Consider the following 15,906-nt stretch of genomic DNA (forward strand, 5'->3'; position numbering starts at 1 on the left):
CCACGGCCCTCACGGGCCAGGGAGGGCGCCCACGGACGCCCAGGCGGGGCTCAGAGGCGGTCGAGCAGCTGCGCGCAGCGGATCAGGCCCAGGTGCGAGTACGCCTGCGGGTGGTTGCCCAGCGCCCGCTCGGTGACCGGGTCGAACTCCTCCGGAATGAGCCCGGTCGGTCCGGCGCAGTCCACCAGGTGCTTGAACAGCTCGTCCGCCTCCGCGCGGCGGCCGGTCAGCAGGTACGCCTCGATCAGCCACGCGGTACACAGGTGGAAGCCGCCCTCGCCGCCCGGCAGGCCGTCGTCGCGGTGGTACCGGTACACGGTCGGGCCGCTGCGCAGCTCCGCCTCCACGGCGGTCACGGTGGCCTGGAAGCGCTCGTCGGCCGGGTCGATCAGGCCGGACAGGCCGATGTGCAGGGACGCGGCGTCCAGGTCGGTGCCGTCGTAGGCGGTGGTGAAGGCCTGCGCCTCCTCGTTCCAGCCCTTGTCCAGCACCTCGGCGGCGATGCCGTCGCGCAGGTCCGGCCAGGACGGGTCCACCTCGCGGCCGTAGGCGCGGGCCAGGGCGACGGCGCGGTCCAGGGTCACCCAGCACATCACCTTGGAGTAGACGCGCTGACGGGGCTCGTCGCGCTCCTCCCAGATGCCGTGGTCGGGCTCGTGCCAGCGGCGGGCGACCGCCTCGGCCATCGACCGCACCAGGTCCCAGTCGCGGTCGGCCAGGGTGCCGCGCACCGAGGACAGCTTCTCGATCAGCTCCACGACGGGGCCGAACACGTCCAGCTGCACCTGGTGGTCGGCCAGGTTGCCGATCCGCACCGGCCGCGAGCCCGCGTACCCGGACAGCGACTCGATGACCTCCTCCGGGCCCAGGTTGGTGCCCCGCAGCGAGTACAGCGGACGCAGCAGCTCCGGGCCGGGCAGCGAGTCCACGACCCGGTGCACCCAGTCCAGGAACTCCTCGGCCTCGGCGGTCGAGCCCAGGGAGACCAGAGACTGCACGGTCAGGGCGCCGTCGCGCAGCCAGCAGTACCGGTAGTCCCAGTTGCGGACGCCGCCGATCTCCTCGGGCAGCGACGTGGTCGCGGCGGCCATCACGCCCCCGGACGGGGTGCACAGGCCGCGCAGGGTGAGCGCGGAGCGAGCCGCCAGCTGCTGGGCGGTGTCGGGCAGGGTGAGCCCGTCGAGCCAGTGCGACCAGTGCTCGCCGGACGTCCGCTGGCGCTCGGACTCGGGCAGCGTGCCGCGCACGAGGGAGTCGGTGCCGCAGCGCAGCTCCAGCACCACGGGCTGCTCAGAGCGCGGGTGGACGACCGCGCGGGCGAGGTCGGAGACGCCGTCGTGGTCGATCTCCCACTCCACCCCGGGCGAGTACAGGGCCATCGGGAAGTCGGCGCCCTCCACGAGCAGGCCGTCCTCCTGGGGGGTGATGCGCACCGGCACGCGGCCGAAGTCGGGCCGGGGGGCGAACTCCACCGTGGCCGGGGTGACGCCGCTGATCACCCGGATCAGGTCGGTGCGCCCCTGCGGGGCGCCGTGGGCGAGGTAGTCGGTGACGTCCATGCGCGACCAGCGGGTGCGCACGGTCATGGTGCCGGGCAGGTAGCGCTGGCCCAGCGGGCGGCCGCCGTGGGCGGGGGCGACGGCGAACACGCCCGCCTGGCGGCCGCCCAGGACCTCGGCGAACACGGCGTTCGAGTCGGGCTCGGGGTGGCAGAACCACAGCAGGCGCGCGTCCGGGCCGACGAGGGCCACGGAGCCCTGGTTGGAGAGCATCGACATGCGCTCGATGGGAGTGGGGCGCTCGCCGAAGACCCAGAAGCGGCGCTCGGCGGCCAGCGTGGACAGCAGGGCCGCGGCGGTCGGGGTGTCGGCCACGCGGTGGGAGGCCACGGTGGGCCCCTCGCCGACCCGCACGCCCGCGTCGGCGCCGGTCAGCCGCATGAAGACGGGCTCCTCGCCCTCGCCGCCGCCGATGTAGAGGATGGCGGTGGCCTCGACCTGGTCGCGCAGCAGCTCCAGGGCGGCGGCCTTGTCCGAGGGGGAGTCGGTGGAGCGGTGGGCGGGGTCGATGGTCACGTCGGTGTCGAACTCGGTGCCGTGGGCGCCCACGAGGCGCACCTCGGCGGGCAGGCGCGAGAGCGCGGCCAGGTCGCGCAGGGGACGGCCGGAGATGACCGCGCACACGGTGCCGGGCAGGTCCGCCAGGTCGCGCAGCGCGCGCAGCGCCTCGGGCAGCGGGCGCCGGTCGGCCGGGTCGACCGTGGAGAGCGCGCCGTCGTAGTCGCAGGCGACCAGGAGCCGCGAGGTCCTGGCGAGGGCGGAGACGCGTTGTCTGACGTCCACGGGCATGAGCGCGGGAGCGGTGTCCTCCGGAATGCCCGGAACCGCTTCGACCGCTTGGGTGACCGTCACGCTGCCTCCTCCGTTGGTCCGCGTTGACCTGGGGAATCGGATGATCTGTAGGACTCCGCGCGCATGCTGCTGGTTCACACTGATATGGGTGTGCACAAAGATGAGCCCAGGGCTTGTGGCGCGGGATGGGACTTCCGGGGACGTCAGAGGGATCCTCAGGAACTCTTCACGTGTGTGCGGGCGAGAGGTGGTGCCGAACGCAAAGATCCGGTCCGCAAGAAGTCAACGCGAGACTACCCGCGTCCCACCCGTACCTGCGACCTCAGATTCCGGTGATGCAGGTCACGAATGGGTCGCAAAAGAGGGCAAAGGTCGCGGATCCCGATCCGGGCGAGCCCGTGACCACCCACCGTCGCGGAGGATCCGGGTGGTGGAAGGGGATCGCGTGCGCTCCGGCGGCGCGGGACGTGCGATGGGACACGTCGGCGGACGGCGGCGCGCGGTGACGGGCTCCGGCCACAGCCCGGTCCGGGAAGTCCCCGTCCTGCCCGGGATCCGGGTCACATCAGCCGGTAACCCACACGGGGCACGGTCTGGATGGGGTTCGGGGCGCCCAGCTTGCGCCGTAGGGAGCGGATGGTGACGCGCACGATCGTGGTGAACGGGTCGATGTTCTCGTCCCACACCCTCTCCAGCAGCGCCTCCGCCGACACCGGGGCGCCGTCGGCGCGCAGCAGCTCCTCCAGCACCCCGAACTGCTTGGGCGAAAGGTGCAGGGGCCTGCCGTCGCGGGAGGCCTCGTAGCGGGTGGAGTTGAGCCGCAGACCCGACCGCTCCAGGACCGGCGGGTCGGCCCGGCCGGGCCGCCGGGCCAGGGCGCGGACCCGGGCGATCATCTCCTCGCGGTCGAGGGGCCTGGTGAGGTAGTCGTCGGCGCCCAGCTCGAAACCGGCGAGCCGCTCCTTCGGACTGGTGGGGGAACTCACCATGAGAACCCGCACCTGACCGTGCAGGGCGGTGGCCACGCGGCACACCTCGTTCCCGCTCAGTCCCGGCAGCGCTCGTTCGAGCAGCATGACCCCGTACTCGTTGACGGCCAGTTTGTACAGCGCCGTCTCCCCGTCCGGGGCGGTGTCCACGGCGAAACCGGCCGCCCGCAACCATGAGGCGGTCGGCTGTGCGGGGTCCTCTCCGTGGTCCACGACCAAGACCCTCATACGCTCTTCCTTCTCCCTCCGCGCTCGGCGGGCGCTGTCGTGGGACGTGACGAGGGGGGCGCTCACACTCTGTTCACAGCGCGTCGTGTCTACTTTTTGGTCATGCCGTCGACCGACCCCGGGGAGCACTCGCTCCACCTCCCCGGACACCCGGCCTCACCTCTGGGCGAGGCCCTCATTGATATAAGCGCGATCGCCCACAATGTACGGTTCATGGCAAAGCGGACCAATTCCGAAATTCTTGCCGTCGTCAAGGCGAACGGCTTCGGCCACGGGGCCGTGGAGGTCGCCCGAGCGTCCCTGGAGTCCGGAGCGACCTGGCTGGGCGTGACCTCCCTGGAAGAGGCGCTCGCCCTGCGCCGCGCCGGGTTGCGCGCCCCCGTGCTGTGCTGGCTGCACCGTGCGGACCAGGACTTCGACTCCGCTGTCGCCGCCGACGTGGACCTGTCCGTCCCCTCGGTCGGCCACCTGCGCGCCGTGGCCGACGCCGCCGTGCGCACGGGCCGTGTCGCGCACGTCCACCTCAAGGCCGACACCGGGCTCAGCCGCAACGGCGCGCCGCCGGACGCCTGGCCCGGCCTGGTCGGTCTGGCCCGTGTGCTGGAACTGGGCGGCCTGGTCCGGGTGCGCGGAGTCTGGTCGCACCTGGCCTCCGCCGACCTGCCCGGCGCGGCGACCACCGCCCAGCAGGTCACCGCCTTCGAGAGGGCTCTCTCCCAGGCGCGCGCGGCCGGACTCGACCCGTCGCTGCGGCACCTGGCCAACACGGCCGCGATCCTCAACGAGCCCGCCACGCACTTCGACCTGGTCCGGGCGGGCGTCGGCCTCTACGGAGTGGAGCCCGTCGAGGGCAGGCGCTTCGGCCTGCGCCTGGCCATGACCCTGCGCGCCCGGGTGGCCATGGTCCGCCGGGTCCCCGCGGGGACGGGCGTCAGCTACCACCACACCTACACCACCTCGCGCGAGAGCCTGCTCGCCCTCGTCCCGCTCGGTTACGCCGACGGCGTCCCCCGGGCGGCGGGGGACCGGGCCTACGTGTGGATCGCCGGACGGCGGTGCCCCGTGGCCGGACGCATCGCCATGGACCAGTTCGTGGTCGACGTCGGCGGCATGGACGTGCGCGAGGGCGACGAGGTGGTTGTGTTCGGCTCTGGCGACCGGGGCGAGCCCACCGTCGAGGAGTGGGCCGACTGGGCCGGAACCATCCCCCACGAGATTCTCACCGGCGTGGGCGCGCGCGTGCCCCGCCTCCACCAGGACCTGGCGCGGCCCCTGCCGCGCGAGCAGAGCAAGGAGATATCGAGTGCCTGAGGCAAGGACACGCGTCGCCGTCGTCTTCGGTGGACGCAACGGGGAGTACGACGTCTCGTGCGCGTCGGCGATGTCGGTCCTCGCCCACCTGGACCGCGACCGGTACGAGGTCGTCCCGGTGCGGATCACGCGCGCCGGGGCGTGGGTGGTGGGCACCGACACCGACGACCCCGCCGCGCTGGACGGGGAGCGCCTGCTGGCCCTGACCTCCGAGCCCGAGGGCGAGGGGAAGCGGCGCACGGGCGACGGCCTGGGCGACGCGATCGTGGCGTTGGGCGAGGCGGACGTGGTCTTCCCCGTCATCCACGGCCCCTACGGCGAGGACGGCACGATCCAGGGGATGCTCGAACTCCTGGGCGTCCCGTACGTGGGCAACGGCGTGCTCGCCAGCGCAGCCGGGATGGACAAGGCGACCACCAAGACGCTGCTGCGCGCGGCGGGTCTGCCGGTCGCGCGGGACGTGGTGCTGCGCGGACCGGACGACGAGGTCTCGCCGCAGGAGCGTGCCGAGCTGGGGCTGCCCGTGTTCGTCAAGCCCGCGCGCAGCGGCTCCAGCCTGGGGGTGACGCGGGTCGGCGACTGGTCGGAGCTGGAGGCCGCCGTCAAGACCGCGCGGGAGCTCGACACCAAGGTGCTGGTGGAGGAGGCCGTCATCGGCCGCGAGGTCGACCTGGCCGTCCTGGAGCTGCCCGACGGCACGCTCAAGGCCGGGCCGCCGCTGGAGATCCGGGTCGCGGAGGCCGACCGCTTCTTCGACTACGACACCAAGTACGGGGGCGACGCGGTCTTCGACATCCCCGCCGACCTGCCGGTCGGGCTCCAGTCGCGGCTGAGCGACCTCGCCCTGGGCGTGTTCGAGGCGGTCGGCTGCTCCGGCCTGCTGCGCGTGGACTTCTTCCTGCGCGGGGGCACCGAACCCGTCGTCAACGAGGTCAACACCCTGCCCGGGTTCACCGCCCACTCGCAGTACCCCCAGATCTGGCGGGCGGCGGGCCTGGACTACCCCGAGCTGCTGGACAGCCTCATCCGGACCGCGCTGGCCTGAGGGGCGCGCTCTTCCGGGCGAACGCACGAGGGCCCGCCACGCGTGTGGCGGGCCCGGTCCGTCGGCTGAGGGGGAGGGGAGGCTCAGTCCTTCCCCGGCTTGCGCAGGTGGTGCACCCACGCGGGCGGGACGTTGGCGAACACCTTCTCGGAGCCGATGCCGTAGCGGTCGATCCACTCCTGGACCAGCCAGCTCGTGCGGGCCTGGCGCAGGTAGTCCTCGCGGCGGGCGATGACCGCCTTGACCTCCTTGGTGTACAGGTACCCGTAGAAGGACAGGGTCCCGCCCGGTTCGAGCACCTCGAAGTAGTAGTCCAGGATCTCCCGGACGGCGTCGACGGTGAAGTTCGCGAACGGCAGGCCCGAGACGATCACGTCGTAGGACCGGTCGGTGCCCATGTCGTTGACGAGCTTGGCGTGCACGCGGGAGTCGTCGGCGACCCGCGACATGACCGGGTCGGCCTTGAGCAGTCCCTCCACATGGGCGGCGAACTCGGGGTTGGCCTCCACGAGGTCCAGGGTGTCCCCCGGCTGCATCGCGGCGGCGATCCCGCGGCTGATCGCGCCGGTCCCGGCTCCGGCCTCCAGGATGCGCAGCGGGCGGTCGGGTTCGGGTCGGCGCCGGACGTACTCGGCCATCGCACGTGCCAGCGCACCGCTGCTGGGGAGGATGGAACCGGTGGCGTGGAAGGTGCGCAGCGCCTGGCTGAGGAACAGCCGGGTGTCACGCAGGCGCTCGTCCAACCTCAGGGAGGAGAGGGGTCCGGCAGGGCTGTGGGTCTCGGACATACACGCACGCTAACGCCTCGCCCCTCCCCGAAGGGAGTCGGCACGGCCGCGTTCGGGGAAAACCCAGGTGAAGCCGTGTGTGTCCATACCCACCGCGCAAAGGGGAACTTCGGCCCCGCCGGGGGCGCGGGGCGGGCCGTGGCGCTGGCGGGAGCCGCCGTCCGACGCCGGGCCGCGACCCTGCGCGCACGCCGTCCGCCGTCCGCCGGGACCGCTGTCCGTACGGCCGGTGACGACCTACCCTGGGGGGATGAGCGAACCGGCCAGCACCTCCGAGACCCCCGCCCACCCCCGGACCGCGCTGGTCACCGGAGCCTCCACCGGGATCGGTGAGGAGTACGCCCGCAGGCTCGCCGAGCGCGGCTACTCCCTCGTCCTCGTCGCCCGCCGGGGCGAGCTCCTGGAGGCCCTCGCCGAGGAGATCGGCGGACGCTACGGGGTCGGCGTCCAGCCCCTGCCCGCCGACCTCGGCACCGACGAGGGCCTCTCGCTCGTCGTCAAGCGCCTGTCGGCCGACGGCAGCGGCGACGAGGCCCCCGTGGACCTGCTCGTCAACAACGCCGGGCGTGGCGACGGCGGCCCCTTCGCCGAGCAGGAGCCCTCGGAGATCGACGCCATGCTCGACCTCAACGTGCGCGCGGTCCTCCACCTGACCCGCGCCGTCCTGCCGGTGCAGATCGCCCGCCGCGGGACCGTTCCGAGCCGGACCAGGCTCGGCGTCATCAACCTCTCCTCCGTCGCGGGCGAGATCACCGCCAACCCCGGCGGCTCGGTGTACGGGGCCGGGAAGAAGTTCGTGTCCCTGTGGAGCGAGAGCGTGGCCGCCGAGGTCGCCGAGCACGGCGTGCACGTCACCGCGGTCCTGCCGGGCTTCGTGCGCACCGACATGACCAGGGGCGTCCAGGAGAGCGGACTGCCCGCGTTCGCGTTCGTCCCCAAGGAGCAGGTCGTGCGCGAGTCCCTCGCCGCCTGGGCGGCCGGGCGCTCCAGCGTCGTCGCCGGCGCCCAGTACAAGGCGGCCACGGGGCTCCTGCGCTTCATCCCCAAGCCGCTCGTGCGCGCCGCCGCCCGCAAGGTGTGGTGAAGCGGGGAAGGGCCCGGTGAACCCGGGGGAGGGCCTGGTGGGCCCGGGGGAGCGGCTGCCCCGCGCGGGGACGGGACGGGCGGAACGCGGCCCGGTGTGGCGTACGCCGCCGACCACATGCTGAGACATCCTCGCGAGGGTGCGGCATCGGGGCGCCGGACCGCCTACGCTGGTAGCGCATCTGTCGGTCGAGGAAAGACACCATGAAGACCTTCGAAGAGCTGTTCGCCGAGCTGTCCGAGAAGGCGCGTTCCCGCCCCGAGGGGTCCGGGACCGTCGCCCAGCTCGACGCCGGCGTCCATGCCATCGGAAAGAAGGTCGTCGAGGAGGCGGCGGAGGTCTGGATGGCCGCCGAGTACGAGTCGGACGACCAGGCCGCCGAAGAGATCTCGCAGCTCCTCTACCACCTCCAGGTCCTGATGCTGGCCCGCGGCCTGCGTCTGGAGGACGTCTACAAGCATCTGTAGGCCGACGCGCAGCCCGTGCGCATCCGGCCACCGACGCCACGTCCCCGTACACGCAGCCACGAGAAAGCCGTGAACATGCCCGACATGTTGAGAATCGCCGTGCCCAACAAGGGGCAGCTCTCCGAACCCGCCGTGGAGATGCTCCGCGAGGCCGGGTACCGGCAGCGCAAGAGCAGCCGCGACCTGGTCATGATCGACCCCGACAACGACACCGAGTTCTTCTTCCTGCGCCCCAAGGACATCGCCGTCTACGTCGGCGAGGGCATCCTCCAGGCCGGGATCACCGGCCGCGACATGCTGCTGGACTCCGGCGCGGCCGTGGACGAGGTCCTGCCGCTGGGCTTCGGCGGCTCCACCTTCCGCTTCGCCGCGCCCGGCGGCGCCGACATGCAGGTGTCCGACCTCAACGGCAAGCGGATCGCCACGTCCTTCGACGGCCTCCTGCGCTCCTACCTGGACCAGCAGGGCGTCGACGCCCGGGTCATCCACCTGGACGGCGCGGTCGAGAGCTCCGTCCAGCTCGGCGTCGCCGACGTCGTCGCCGACGTGGTCTCCACCGGCACCACCCTGCGCCAGGCGGGCATGGAGACCTTCGGCGAGCCGATACTGGTCTCCGAGGCTGTGGTCATCCGTCCGAGCGGGGCCCCCGAGAACCCCAAGTTCGACACGCTGGTGCGCCGTCTGCGCGGCGTCCTGGTCGCCCGCGACTACGTGATGATGGACTACGACGTGCACGCCGAGCGCCTGGAGGCGGCGGTCGCGCTCACCCCGGGCATGGAGGGGCCGACGGTCTCCCCGCTGCACCGGGAGGGCTGGGTCGCGGTCCGGTCGATGGTGCCGAGCAAGGACGCCCAGCGGATCATGGACGACCTGTGGCAGCTCGGCGCCCGCGCCATTCTGGTCACCGACATCTACGCCTGCCGCCTGTAGGGCGTGTCCTGAGCGAGGGACCGGCGGGGGTTGGCCAGGCCAGCCCCCGCCGGTCTTCGTCGCTCCACGGGGTGTTCGCGCGCCTTGGCGCCGCCCCTCAGCTCGGCGCCCCTCAGCCCGGCGCCGACCGTCAGTCCGATGCCGACCGTTCATCCGGCGCGGTCCCGGTGCGCCGCCGGTGTCGCGAGCGTGCGAGGCCGTGAGCCGTGCGGAGCAGCTCCCGGACCGCCTCCCCGGTCCGCGGTCCCGGATCCACCACGGCGAGCCAGCCCAGGCCGCCGTAGACGGGGTGCGCCGCCACGACGTCCGCCGCGCTCGGGTCCGCGTCCGGGGCGGCCGGTTCGCGCGGCTCGCGGCCCGTCCAGCTGACGAAGGCCTCCCTTCCGGCGGCGACGTTCAGGCGGAAGACGCCGGGCCGGTCCAGGCGCGACGCCCGGTCGTCGGGGTAGTCCTTCGTCACGACGGTCGCGAAGGGCTGGGTCGCGGTGGGGACGGCGCCGTCGGGCGCGTAGTAGAAGAACGTGTCGCCCCAGCTGATCTCGGGCGAGCCGTCGCCGGGCTGCGGCCTGAGGGTCAGCACACCCTCAAGGCCCTCAAGGAACGCGGTGATCTCGTCGATGCTCATGTGTTCCAGCGTTACATTCATGTGCTTGTGGAGACTTTTCCGCGAAGAGTGCGAGGTGGGGGAGTGAGAAGTCGCAAGTCGTCCGCCATGCGTACGGTCGACGTCGCCCGGCGCTCCGGGTACTCCGTCCAGCAGGTGCGCAACCTCGAACGCGACGGTGTGCTGCCCCCGGCGGAGCGCACCGCCTCGGGTTACCGGGTCTACGCCGAGGTGCACGTGTGTTCGGCCCTGGCCTACCGGGCCCTCGCGGCCGGGGCCGGACCGGCCGAGGCCGGGAGGATCGTGCGCGCCGCGCACGGGTACCCGGCCTCGGACCTGCTCGCCCTCCTGGACACCGCGCACGCCCGGCTCCACACCGAGCGCCGGGAACTCGGACTGGCCAGGGAGGCCGCGGAGGCGATCGCTGCGGAGCCGGTCGGGGACGTTCGCCCGGAGGACTCCATGGGCGTCTCCGAACTCGCCGCCGCGCTCGGTGTGCGGCCCTCGACGCTGCGGCACTGGGACGCCGAGGGACTCGTCGTGCCCGGCCGGGCCTCCCCCGGGGGAACGCGGAGGTACTCGCCCGCCGACGCCCGGGACGCGCGGATCGTCCACCAGCTGCGCATGGCCGGATACCGCGTCACCCCGCTCCGGGCCCTGATGCCGGAGCTGCGCCGCGCACGGCGGTGGGACGAGGTCATGACCGCGCTGGCCGACCGGGACGCGAGCATCGACGCCCGGTCGGCGGCCCTGCTCGAAGGCGCCGCCGCGCTCGGCGCTCTGCTGCGGTCAGCGCGTTCTCCGGGCGAGGGGCCCTCGGACGCGGAACCTCACTCCGGAGCCTCCGTCAGGGGCCGCATCCCGATGGCGAACTCCACGCCTTCGTCGCACTCCGACTGACGGAGGGCGCCCACGTCGGCGAACATGCCCTCGACCTCGTGCCCGAACAGGTGGGTCAGCGCCAGGGTGAGGCCGCCCAGGCTCTCCCTGCCGGGCATCAGCAGCCAGGCCTCGGTGCCCTCCCCGTACTCCACCAGCTCCACGTCCTCCGGCAGCGGGGACGAGGAGGGCCCGACCGCCGAGACCGGGACGCACACCCGGTAGCCCGCGTCGTCCCCCCTCGGCTCCAGGTTCTTCCACCACCGGCCGTCGGTGCGCCACCCGCGCTCCTCGACCAGCGAGCCGAGCCTCTCGGCCAGGGTCCGTACCTCGGTGCGCGCCCGGTCCATGTCGAAGTCCTCGCCCGAGGAGCGCGCGGTCACCCCCGTGAGTGCTGTACACGCCCGCCGGGGACGGACCTCCACCCTCGGCTCCCACGCCAGGACCGCGAGGGCCTCCTCCAGAGCACGGTCCTGGGCCTCCCGCTCGCGCCGGAGGTCCTCGGCGTGCCGCCGGAGCGCGTCCGGGGCCAGGCCGGGGTCGTCCACCACGAGCCGGACGGTGTCCAGGCCCATGCCCGCGCGGCGCAGGGTGACGATCTGCCCGGCGCGCTCGATCTGGTCGACGGTGTACCAGCGGAACTGCGTGTCCTCGTCCACGCGGGCCGGGACCAGCAGCCCGAGTGAGTGGTAGTGACGCAGCGCCTTGTGCGAGAGGCCGGTGAGTTCGCTGAAGGAACCGATGGGAAGCATGGTTCCACTGTGGCTCCTCCCCCAAGGGGAGGGGCAAGCGGGAGCTCCGGGCCCGCCGACGCCCCGGTGCGGGGCGGCGCCGGTCAGTCCTCCCGGTCCCCGCGGCGGGCCTGGAGGGCCGCCCAGACGAGCGGGATCTGGAGCGGTACGCGGCCCCAGGCCACGAGGCGGCTGTCGGCCGGGCCCCGGAGCCTGCCCGTCCCCGAGTCGAGGGCCATCCGGACGTTGGCGGGCCACACGGCGAGCAGCAGCGCCGCGCTCACCGGACCGGCCCACGCCCTGCGCGTCAGCAGGCCCGCGCCGCAGACCAGTTCGGCCGCGCCGCTGCCGTGGACCCACGCGCGCGGCGCGGGCAGGGAGCGGGGCATGATCGCCTGGAAGGGTCCGGGCGCCGCGAAGTGCAGCACGCCCGAAGCCACGAACAGGCCGCCGAGCGCGTGGGGAGCGGCCCCGCGCACCCGGTCGAGCAGTCCGCCGCGCCCGCGCTTCACCTGCATGGAGCTCTCCTTCGGTGGGGTGGACCCTGACCCTACTCTTCGGTAACCACGCGGTCCGCGAAGACCTCCCGGACAGCGTCCCTCCGGTTCCCTCCGCGGGAACGCGGGCGCGTTCGCCGGGCGGGCGGGCACAATGTGGGGTATGGACCAGCCGACGACGTACACCGCCTCCGTTTTCCGCGAGCCCGAGGAGGAGACGGTCACCCTGGCGAGGGTGACCGGGGAGACCGGCGGCGACCTCGTGCTGCGCCGCGTGGGCGCGCACTACGAGATCTACTCCAACGGGGTCTTCCTCATGGACACCCGCGACGGCACCTCCGAGCGCGAGATGGTGCGCGCCAGCCTCGCCGCCCTCCCCGCGGGCCGCTCGCGCTCGCGGGTGCTCATCGGCGGGCTGGGCGTGGGCTTCTCCGCCCGCGAGGCGCTGGAGCACCCCCAGGTGGCGGTGGTGGACGTGGTGGAACTCGAACCCCACGTGATCGCCTGGCACGACGGGGAGCTGGGCGAGGCCGCCGACTACGTGCACCAGGACCCGCGCTGCCGGGTGGTCAACGCCGACATCGTGGCCTGGCTGGAGAAGGCGTCCTCGGCCGCGAACCCCGTCCGCTACGACGCGATCTGCCTGGACACCGACAACGGGCCCGACTGGACGGTGGTGGAGAACAACAACCGCCTCTACGAGGCCGCGGGGCTGGACCAGCTCACCCGCCTGCTCGCCCCCGGCGGGGTCCTGGCCTTCTGGAGCGCCAACGCGGCGCCCGACTTCGAGGAGTTGCTGCGGGGCAGGTTCGCGTCGGTGGAGGTCATCGAGGTCCTGGTCGCCAACGGCGTGCCCGACACCGTCTACCTGGTGCGCGAGCCGCGCTGAGGCGGCGGCTCCACACGGGTTCCGCCGTCAGTTCGGCGCCTCCCCGGGCACACGCACGTGCGCCCAGGGGCCGCGGTCCCTCTCGGGCAGGATCGTGACCAGGCGCCCGAGCACGTCGTCCCTCCCCCAGCGCAGCGCGAACAGTCCGGCGTCCTCGGCGGCGGCCACGTTCTCCGGGGTGTCGTCGACGAACAGGAGGGGAGCGCCCATGAAGGTGCCCGAGCGCGTGCCGGAGACGCTCTCCTCCGCGATCCGGTAGAACTCCGGATCCGGCCTGGCCGCGCCCACCCGCGCACTGTTGACGACGTGGAGGGCGACCCCGTCCAGTCCGAGCGCCGCCAGGTCGGACTCCAGACGGGTGGTCGCGTTGGACACCAGCACCACCGGAACGTGCCTGTTCACGGCGGTCAGCAGGGCGGCCATCTCCTGGTTCACCGTGCCGGGGATCGCGGTCCAGTCCGCGACCAGGGCACGGGCGCGCTCCCGGCCGCCGCAGCGGTCGGCCAGCGCCCGGGCGACGCCCTCGCGCCACTCCTCGTCGGACACGCGTCCGGTGATCGCGGGCAGCAGGAGGTCCGGGTGGAAGGCGGTGGCCGCCAGCGTCCCCTCAGCGAACCCGTACGTCCGGTCGACGCCGGGCATGGCGTCCGGGGGCCACAGGCGCAGCACCCCGTCGACGTCGCACAGGACGGCGCCGTAGGGCGAGCCCCTCGGGGGCTCAGCCCCTGCTGTCGGACATGTAGGCCGTGAACTCGTCCAGGGTGATCAGCCCGTCGCCGTCCTGGTCCATGGCCTCGATCGCCCGCAGGGCCTGCTCCTCGGTGCAGCTGTCCCCCAGGCGGTGCATCAGGTCGGCGTACTCCTGGGCGGAGATGCGGCCGTCGCTGTCGGCGTCGACGAACGCGAAGGTCGTCGCGTACTCGTTGGTGTCGGGCATCTGCGTTCGTCTCCAGGGAGTCGCGGTGGCGGGTCCGGCGCAAGATTACCGGTGAGGGGGCGGTTCGGGAAGCTGGGCGGGCACTGGTCCCCGCAGAGCCGAAGGGGCCGCGCACCGGAGGGCTCTCCGGCACACGGCCCCACGGGGTCGGGTCGCTAGCGGCTGCCCACGGAGGCCCGCGAGCCGATCCACCGCGCGATCACGGTGAACAGCAGCACCAGCAGGAACAGGCACAGGGCGGCGCCCCAGGCGCGGTCGATACCGGCCTCGAAGGGCTGCATGGCCCCCCGGTACAGCTGCATCGGCACGGCGCCCTGCGGCTCGCCCTGGAAGGCGGTCACGACCAGGCCGGTTCCGAACGCGGTCAGCAGCAGCGGGGCCGTCTCGCCGATACCGCGGGCGACGGCCAGCATCGAGCCGGTGGTCAGCCCGGGGGCGGCGGCTGGCAGCACCGTGTGCACGATGGTCTGCCACTTGCGCGCGCCCAGGCCGTAGCTGGCGTTGCGCATCTCGTTGGGCACGAGCCGCAGCATCTCCTCCGCGGACCGCGTCACGATCGGCAGCATCATCATGGCGATCGCCAGAGCACCGGCGAAGGTGCCGAAGCCCATGCTGCCCCAGCCGATCACGACCAGGCCGTACACGAACAGACCGACGAAGATCGAGGGGATACCCGTCATCACGTCGGTGAAGAAGCGGATCGCGCCGGTCAGGCGGTTGGGCCCGTACTCCACGACGTAGACGGCCGTGGCGATGCCGAACGGGATCGACATCACGACCGCGAGCGCCATGATGTAGAGCGTGCCGAAGAACCCGGCCGCGTACCCGCCGCCCTCGCGCCGCGGCGGGGGCTCGGTCGCGGTGAAGAACTCCAGGTTGACGACGCCGATGCCGCGCCGGGTGACCTCGAAGATGATGAGGACCAGCGGGATCATCGCCAGGACCATCGCGGCGGTCAGTACCACCGATGCCGAGCGGTCCTTGAACCTGCGGAAGCCGGAGCCGGGCGAACGCTCGCTCAGGGGGGTGTGCCGGGCGTCCGGAGGAGTGGTGGTTGCTGTGCTCATACGGCGGAGTCTCCCGTGAACTGCCCCAGGCGCCAGACGATGACGCGGGCCAGGATGTTGACGATCATCGTGACCAGGAAGAGGGCGACGCCGATCGCCATCAGCGCCGTCCGGACCTCGGGCGAGGCCTCACCGAAGGACGCGGCGATGTGCGAGGCCATGCTGCTTCCGGTGCCGAACAGGCTGCCGCTCCACCCCTGCGTGCCGCCGATCAGCATCAGCACGGCGATGGTCTCGCCGAGGGCGCGGCCCAGCCCCAGCATGGCGGCGGCCACGATTCCGGAGAAGCTGGCGGGCAGGATCACCTTGGTGATGACCTCCCACCGGGTGGAGCCCAGGGCGTAGGCGGCCATCTGCTGCTCGACCGGCTGGACGACGACGACCTCGCGGATGAGCGCCGTCATGATCGGCAGGATCATGATGGCCAGCACGATGCCCGCGGGCAGGTAGCCGACGCCGCGCACCGGTCCCTCGAAGAGGAAGAACCAGCCGAACGTGCTCTCCAGCCAGACGAAGAAGGGGCGCATCACGTTCGGCAGGAACCAGTGCAGGCCCCAGAGGCCGAAGATGACGCTGGGCACGGCGGCGAGCAGCTCGACCATGTACGACAGCGGCTTGGCGAGACGGCGCGGGGCCAGGTGGGTCAGGTAGACGGCGACCATGATCGCCAGCGGCAGCGCGATGACGATCGCGATGGCCGCCGTGACCAGGGTGCCGTAGATGAAGGGCCAGGCGCCGTAGGTACCGGTGATCTCGGTGCGCGAGCCGCCGCTCTGCCAGTCCTCCCCGAGGAGGAAGCCGAAGAAGCCCTCCTTGGCGAAGACCGGCCACGCCTCGCTGGTGGTCCGGATGACCATCAGCGCCAGGATGATCAGCACGATGGTGCCGCAGGCCGCGACGGCCCACTTGAAGATCGGATCGCCCAGGCGCCCCTTGCCGGACTTCAGCGTCCCCCGCCGGGAGTCCTCGGGGGCCTGGGGGGCCTCGCGGGCCTCGGTGGACATGTGCTTCTCCTCTGTGGCTTTCGTGGGGAGTGGAGAGCGTCCCGCCCCGGGACGGGGGCTGGGGAAGAAGGCGTGCGGGGCCGGGAGACCTCTCCCGGCCCCGCG

At 72.7% G+C, this 15,906-nt stretch carries 17 protein-coding genes; 7 read left to right on the forward strand and 10 right to left on the reverse strand.

Annotation, left to right across the window (positions count from 1 at the left end):
• Positions 1 to 50: 50 nt before the first annotated feature.
• Together FYW99_RS00190 and FYW99_RS00195 are read right to left on the reverse strand one after the other, a co-directional pair.
• Positions 51 to 2,411 carry a trehalase-like domain-containing protein gene (locus FYW99_RS00190; protein ID WP_190394499.1) on the reverse strand — a complete coding sequence of 787 codons (2,361 nt, stop codon included), beginning with the start codon at positions 2,409 to 2,411 and terminating at the stop codon, positions 51 to 53.
• Between the two features lie 500 nt (positions 2,412 to 2,911).
• Complete coding sequence (locus FYW99_RS00195) at positions 2,912 to 3,568, reverse strand: response regulator transcription factor (protein ID WP_150248542.1); 657 nt, start codon at positions 3,566 to 3,568, stop codon at positions 2,912 to 2,914.
• 102 nt (positions 3,569 to 3,670) lie between these two features.
• Here FYW99_RS00195 and alr point away from each other — a divergent pair, with 102 nt between their 5' ends.
• Both alr and FYW99_RS00205 read left to right on the forward strand, forming a co-directional pair.
• A complete protein-coding gene (gene alr, locus FYW99_RS00200; RefSeq protein WP_190394500.1) occupies positions 3,671 to 4,879 on the forward strand; it encodes an alanine racemase in 1,209 nt (402 codons plus the stop codon).
• Positions 4,872 to 5,924, forward strand: coding sequence for a D-alanine--D-alanine ligase family protein (locus FYW99_RS00205; protein ID WP_150248545.1), 1,053 nt, complete (start codon positions 4,872 to 4,874; stop codon positions 5,922 to 5,924). Before alr ends, FYW99_RS00205 begins: the two co-directional genes overlap by 8 nt.
• Positions 5,925 to 6,007: 83 nt before the next feature.
• On the opposite strand, the gene FYW99_RS00210 is transcribed toward FYW99_RS00205, so the two are convergent.
• Complete coding sequence (locus FYW99_RS00210) at positions 6,008 to 6,712, reverse strand: class I SAM-dependent methyltransferase (protein ID WP_150248548.1); 705 nt, start codon at positions 6,710 to 6,712, stop codon at positions 6,008 to 6,010.
• A gap of 250 nt (positions 6,713 to 6,962) precedes the next feature.
• Between FYW99_RS00210 and FYW99_RS00215 the strand changes: the two genes are divergently transcribed.
• The 3 genes from FYW99_RS00215 to hisG all read left to right on the forward strand — a co-directional run bounded on the left by FYW99_RS00215 (position 6,963) and on the right by hisG (position 9,193).
• The gene (locus FYW99_RS00215) at positions 6,963 to 7,796 is read left to right on the forward strand and encodes an SDR family NAD(P)-dependent oxidoreductase (protein WP_150248552.1); all 834 of its coding nucleotides are present in this window, start codon (positions 6,963 to 6,965) and stop codon (positions 7,794 to 7,796) included.
• A 203-nt stretch (positions 7,797 to 7,999) separates the two neighbouring features.
• Entirely contained in the window at positions 8,000 to 8,263 is a 264-nt protein-coding gene (locus FYW99_RS00220) for a phosphoribosyl-ATP diphosphatase (protein ID WP_013156366.1), read from the forward strand.
• A gap of 75 nt (positions 8,264 to 8,338) precedes the next feature.
• The gene (gene hisG / locus FYW99_RS00225; RefSeq protein ID WP_150248554.1) at positions 8,339 to 9,193 is read left to right on the forward strand and encodes an ATP phosphoribosyltransferase; all 855 of its coding nucleotides are present in this window, start codon (positions 8,339 to 8,341) and stop codon (positions 9,191 to 9,193) included.
• Positions 9,194 to 9,323: 130 nt separating this feature from the next.
• Here hisG and FYW99_RS00230 read toward each other — a convergent pair whose 3' ends face one another.
• Positions 9,324 to 9,818 carry a DUF6194 family protein gene (locus FYW99_RS00230; protein WP_150248557.1) on the reverse strand — a complete coding sequence of 165 codons (495 nt, stop codon included), beginning with the start codon at positions 9,816 to 9,818 and terminating at the stop codon, positions 9,324 to 9,326.
• 63 nt (positions 9,819 to 9,881) lie between these two features.
• Here FYW99_RS00230 and FYW99_RS00235 point away from each other — a divergent pair, with 63 nt between their 5' ends.
• Entirely contained in the window at positions 9,882 to 10,697 is an 816-nt protein-coding gene (locus tag FYW99_RS00235) for a MerR family transcriptional regulator (protein ID WP_223838592.1), read from the forward strand.
• On the opposite strand, the gene FYW99_RS00240 is transcribed toward FYW99_RS00235, so the two are convergent.
• Both FYW99_RS00240 and FYW99_RS00245 read right to left on the reverse strand, forming a co-directional pair.
• Positions 10,628 to 11,428: a MerR family transcriptional regulator gene (locus FYW99_RS00240; protein WP_150248560.1), complete on the reverse strand. Its 801-nt coding sequence runs from the start codon at positions 11,426 to 11,428 to the stop codon at positions 10,628 to 10,630. The two genes, FYW99_RS00235 and FYW99_RS00240, sit on opposite strands and share 70 nt — an antisense overlap.
• 83 nt (positions 11,429 to 11,511) lie before the next feature.
• A complete protein-coding gene (locus FYW99_RS00245; protein WP_150248563.1) occupies positions 11,512 to 11,925 on the reverse strand; it encodes a DoxX family protein in 414 nt (137 codons plus the stop codon).
• 142 nt (positions 11,926 to 12,067) lie between these two features.
• Between FYW99_RS00245 and FYW99_RS00250 the strand changes: the two genes are divergently transcribed.
• Positions 12,068 to 12,793: a spermine/spermidine synthase domain-containing protein gene (locus FYW99_RS00250; protein ID WP_150248566.1), complete on the forward strand. Its 726-nt coding sequence runs from the start codon at positions 12,068 to 12,070 to the stop codon at positions 12,791 to 12,793.
• A 27-nt stretch (positions 12,794 to 12,820) separates the two neighbouring features.
• On the opposite strand, the gene FYW99_RS00255 is transcribed toward FYW99_RS00250, so the two are convergent.
• From FYW99_RS00255 to pstC, 4 genes are all read right to left on the reverse strand, one after another.
• Positions 12,821 to 13,480, reverse strand: a complete 660-nt coding sequence (locus FYW99_RS00255) for an HAD family hydrolase (protein ID WP_150248569.1) — start codon at positions 13,478 to 13,480, stop codon at positions 12,821 to 12,823.
• A 31-nt stretch (positions 13,481 to 13,511) separates the two neighbouring features.
• Complete coding sequence (locus FYW99_RS00260) at positions 13,512 to 13,730, reverse strand: EF-hand domain-containing protein (RefSeq protein ID WP_150248571.1); 219 nt, start codon at positions 13,728 to 13,730, stop codon at positions 13,512 to 13,514.
• A 155-nt stretch (positions 13,731 to 13,885) separates the two neighbouring features.
• On the reverse strand, positions 13,886 to 14,797 hold the full coding sequence (gene pstA / locus FYW99_RS00265; protein ID WP_150248574.1) for a phosphate ABC transporter permease PstA: 912 nt from the start codon (positions 14,795 to 14,797) through the stop codon (positions 13,886 to 13,888).
• Entirely contained in the window at positions 14,794 to 15,801 is a 1,008-nt protein-coding gene (gene pstC / locus FYW99_RS00270; protein ID WP_150248577.1) for a phosphate ABC transporter permease subunit PstC, read from the reverse strand. Before pstC ends, pstA begins: the two co-directional genes overlap by 4 nt.
• Positions 15,802 to 15,906 lie beyond the last annotated feature (105 nt).

It is taken from the genome of Nocardiopsis deserti (assembly GCF_008638355.1).
In the GTDB taxonomy this organism is placed as follows: Bacteria; Actinomycetota; Actinomycetes; order Streptosporangiales; family Streptosporangiaceae; genus Nocardiopsis; species Nocardiopsis alborubida.

Excerpts from the sequence above, each read along its gene's own strand:
- FYW99_RS00195 (WP_150248542.1), bottom strand. The coding sequence starts at position 3,568 with ATGAGGGTCTTGGTCGTGGACCACGGAGAGGACCCCGCACAGCCGACC.
- alr (WP_190394500.1), top strand. The coding sequence starts at position 3,671 with ATGCCGTCGACCGACCCCGGGGAGCACTCGCTCCACCTCCCCGGACAC.
- FYW99_RS00210 (WP_150248548.1), bottom strand. The coding sequence starts at position 6,712 with ATGTCCGAGACCCACAGCCCTGCCGGACCCCTCTCCTCCCTGAGGTTG.
- FYW99_RS00215 (WP_150248552.1), top strand. The coding sequence starts at position 6,963 with ATGAGCGAACCGGCCAGCACCTCCGAGACCCCCGCCCACCCCCGGACC.
- FYW99_RS00220 (WP_013156366.1), top strand. The coding sequence starts at position 8,000 with ATGAAGACCTTCGAAGAGCTGTTCGCCGAGCTGTCCGAGAAGGCGCGT.
- hisG (WP_150248554.1), top strand. The coding sequence starts at position 8,339 with ATGCCCGACATGTTGAGAATCGCCGTGCCCAACAAGGGGCAGCTCTCC.
- FYW99_RS00230 (WP_150248557.1), bottom strand. The coding sequence starts at position 9,818 with ATGAGCATCGACGAGATCACCGCGTTCCTTGAGGGCCTTGAGGGTGTG.
- FYW99_RS00240 (WP_150248560.1), bottom strand. The coding sequence starts at position 11,428 with ATGCTTCCCATCGGTTCCTTCAGCGAACTCACCGGCCTCTCGCACAAG.
- FYW99_RS00245 (WP_150248563.1), bottom strand. The coding sequence starts at position 11,925 with ATGCAGGTGAAGCGCGGGCGCGGCGGACTGCTCGACCGGGTGCGCGGG.
- FYW99_RS00250 (WP_150248566.1), top strand. The coding sequence starts at position 12,068 with ATGGACCAGCCGACGACGTACACCGCCTCCGTTTTCCGCGAGCCCGAG.
- FYW99_RS00260 (WP_150248571.1), bottom strand. The coding sequence starts at position 13,730 with ATGCCCGACACCAACGAGTACGCGACGACCTTCGCGTTCGTCGACGCC.
- pstA (WP_150248574.1), bottom strand. The coding sequence starts at position 14,797 with ATGAGCACAGCAACCACCACTCCTCCGGACGCCCGGCACACCCCCCTG.
- pstC (WP_150248577.1), bottom strand. The coding sequence starts at position 15,801 with ATGTCCACCGAGGCCCGCGAGGCCCCCCAGGCCCCCGAGGACTCCCGG.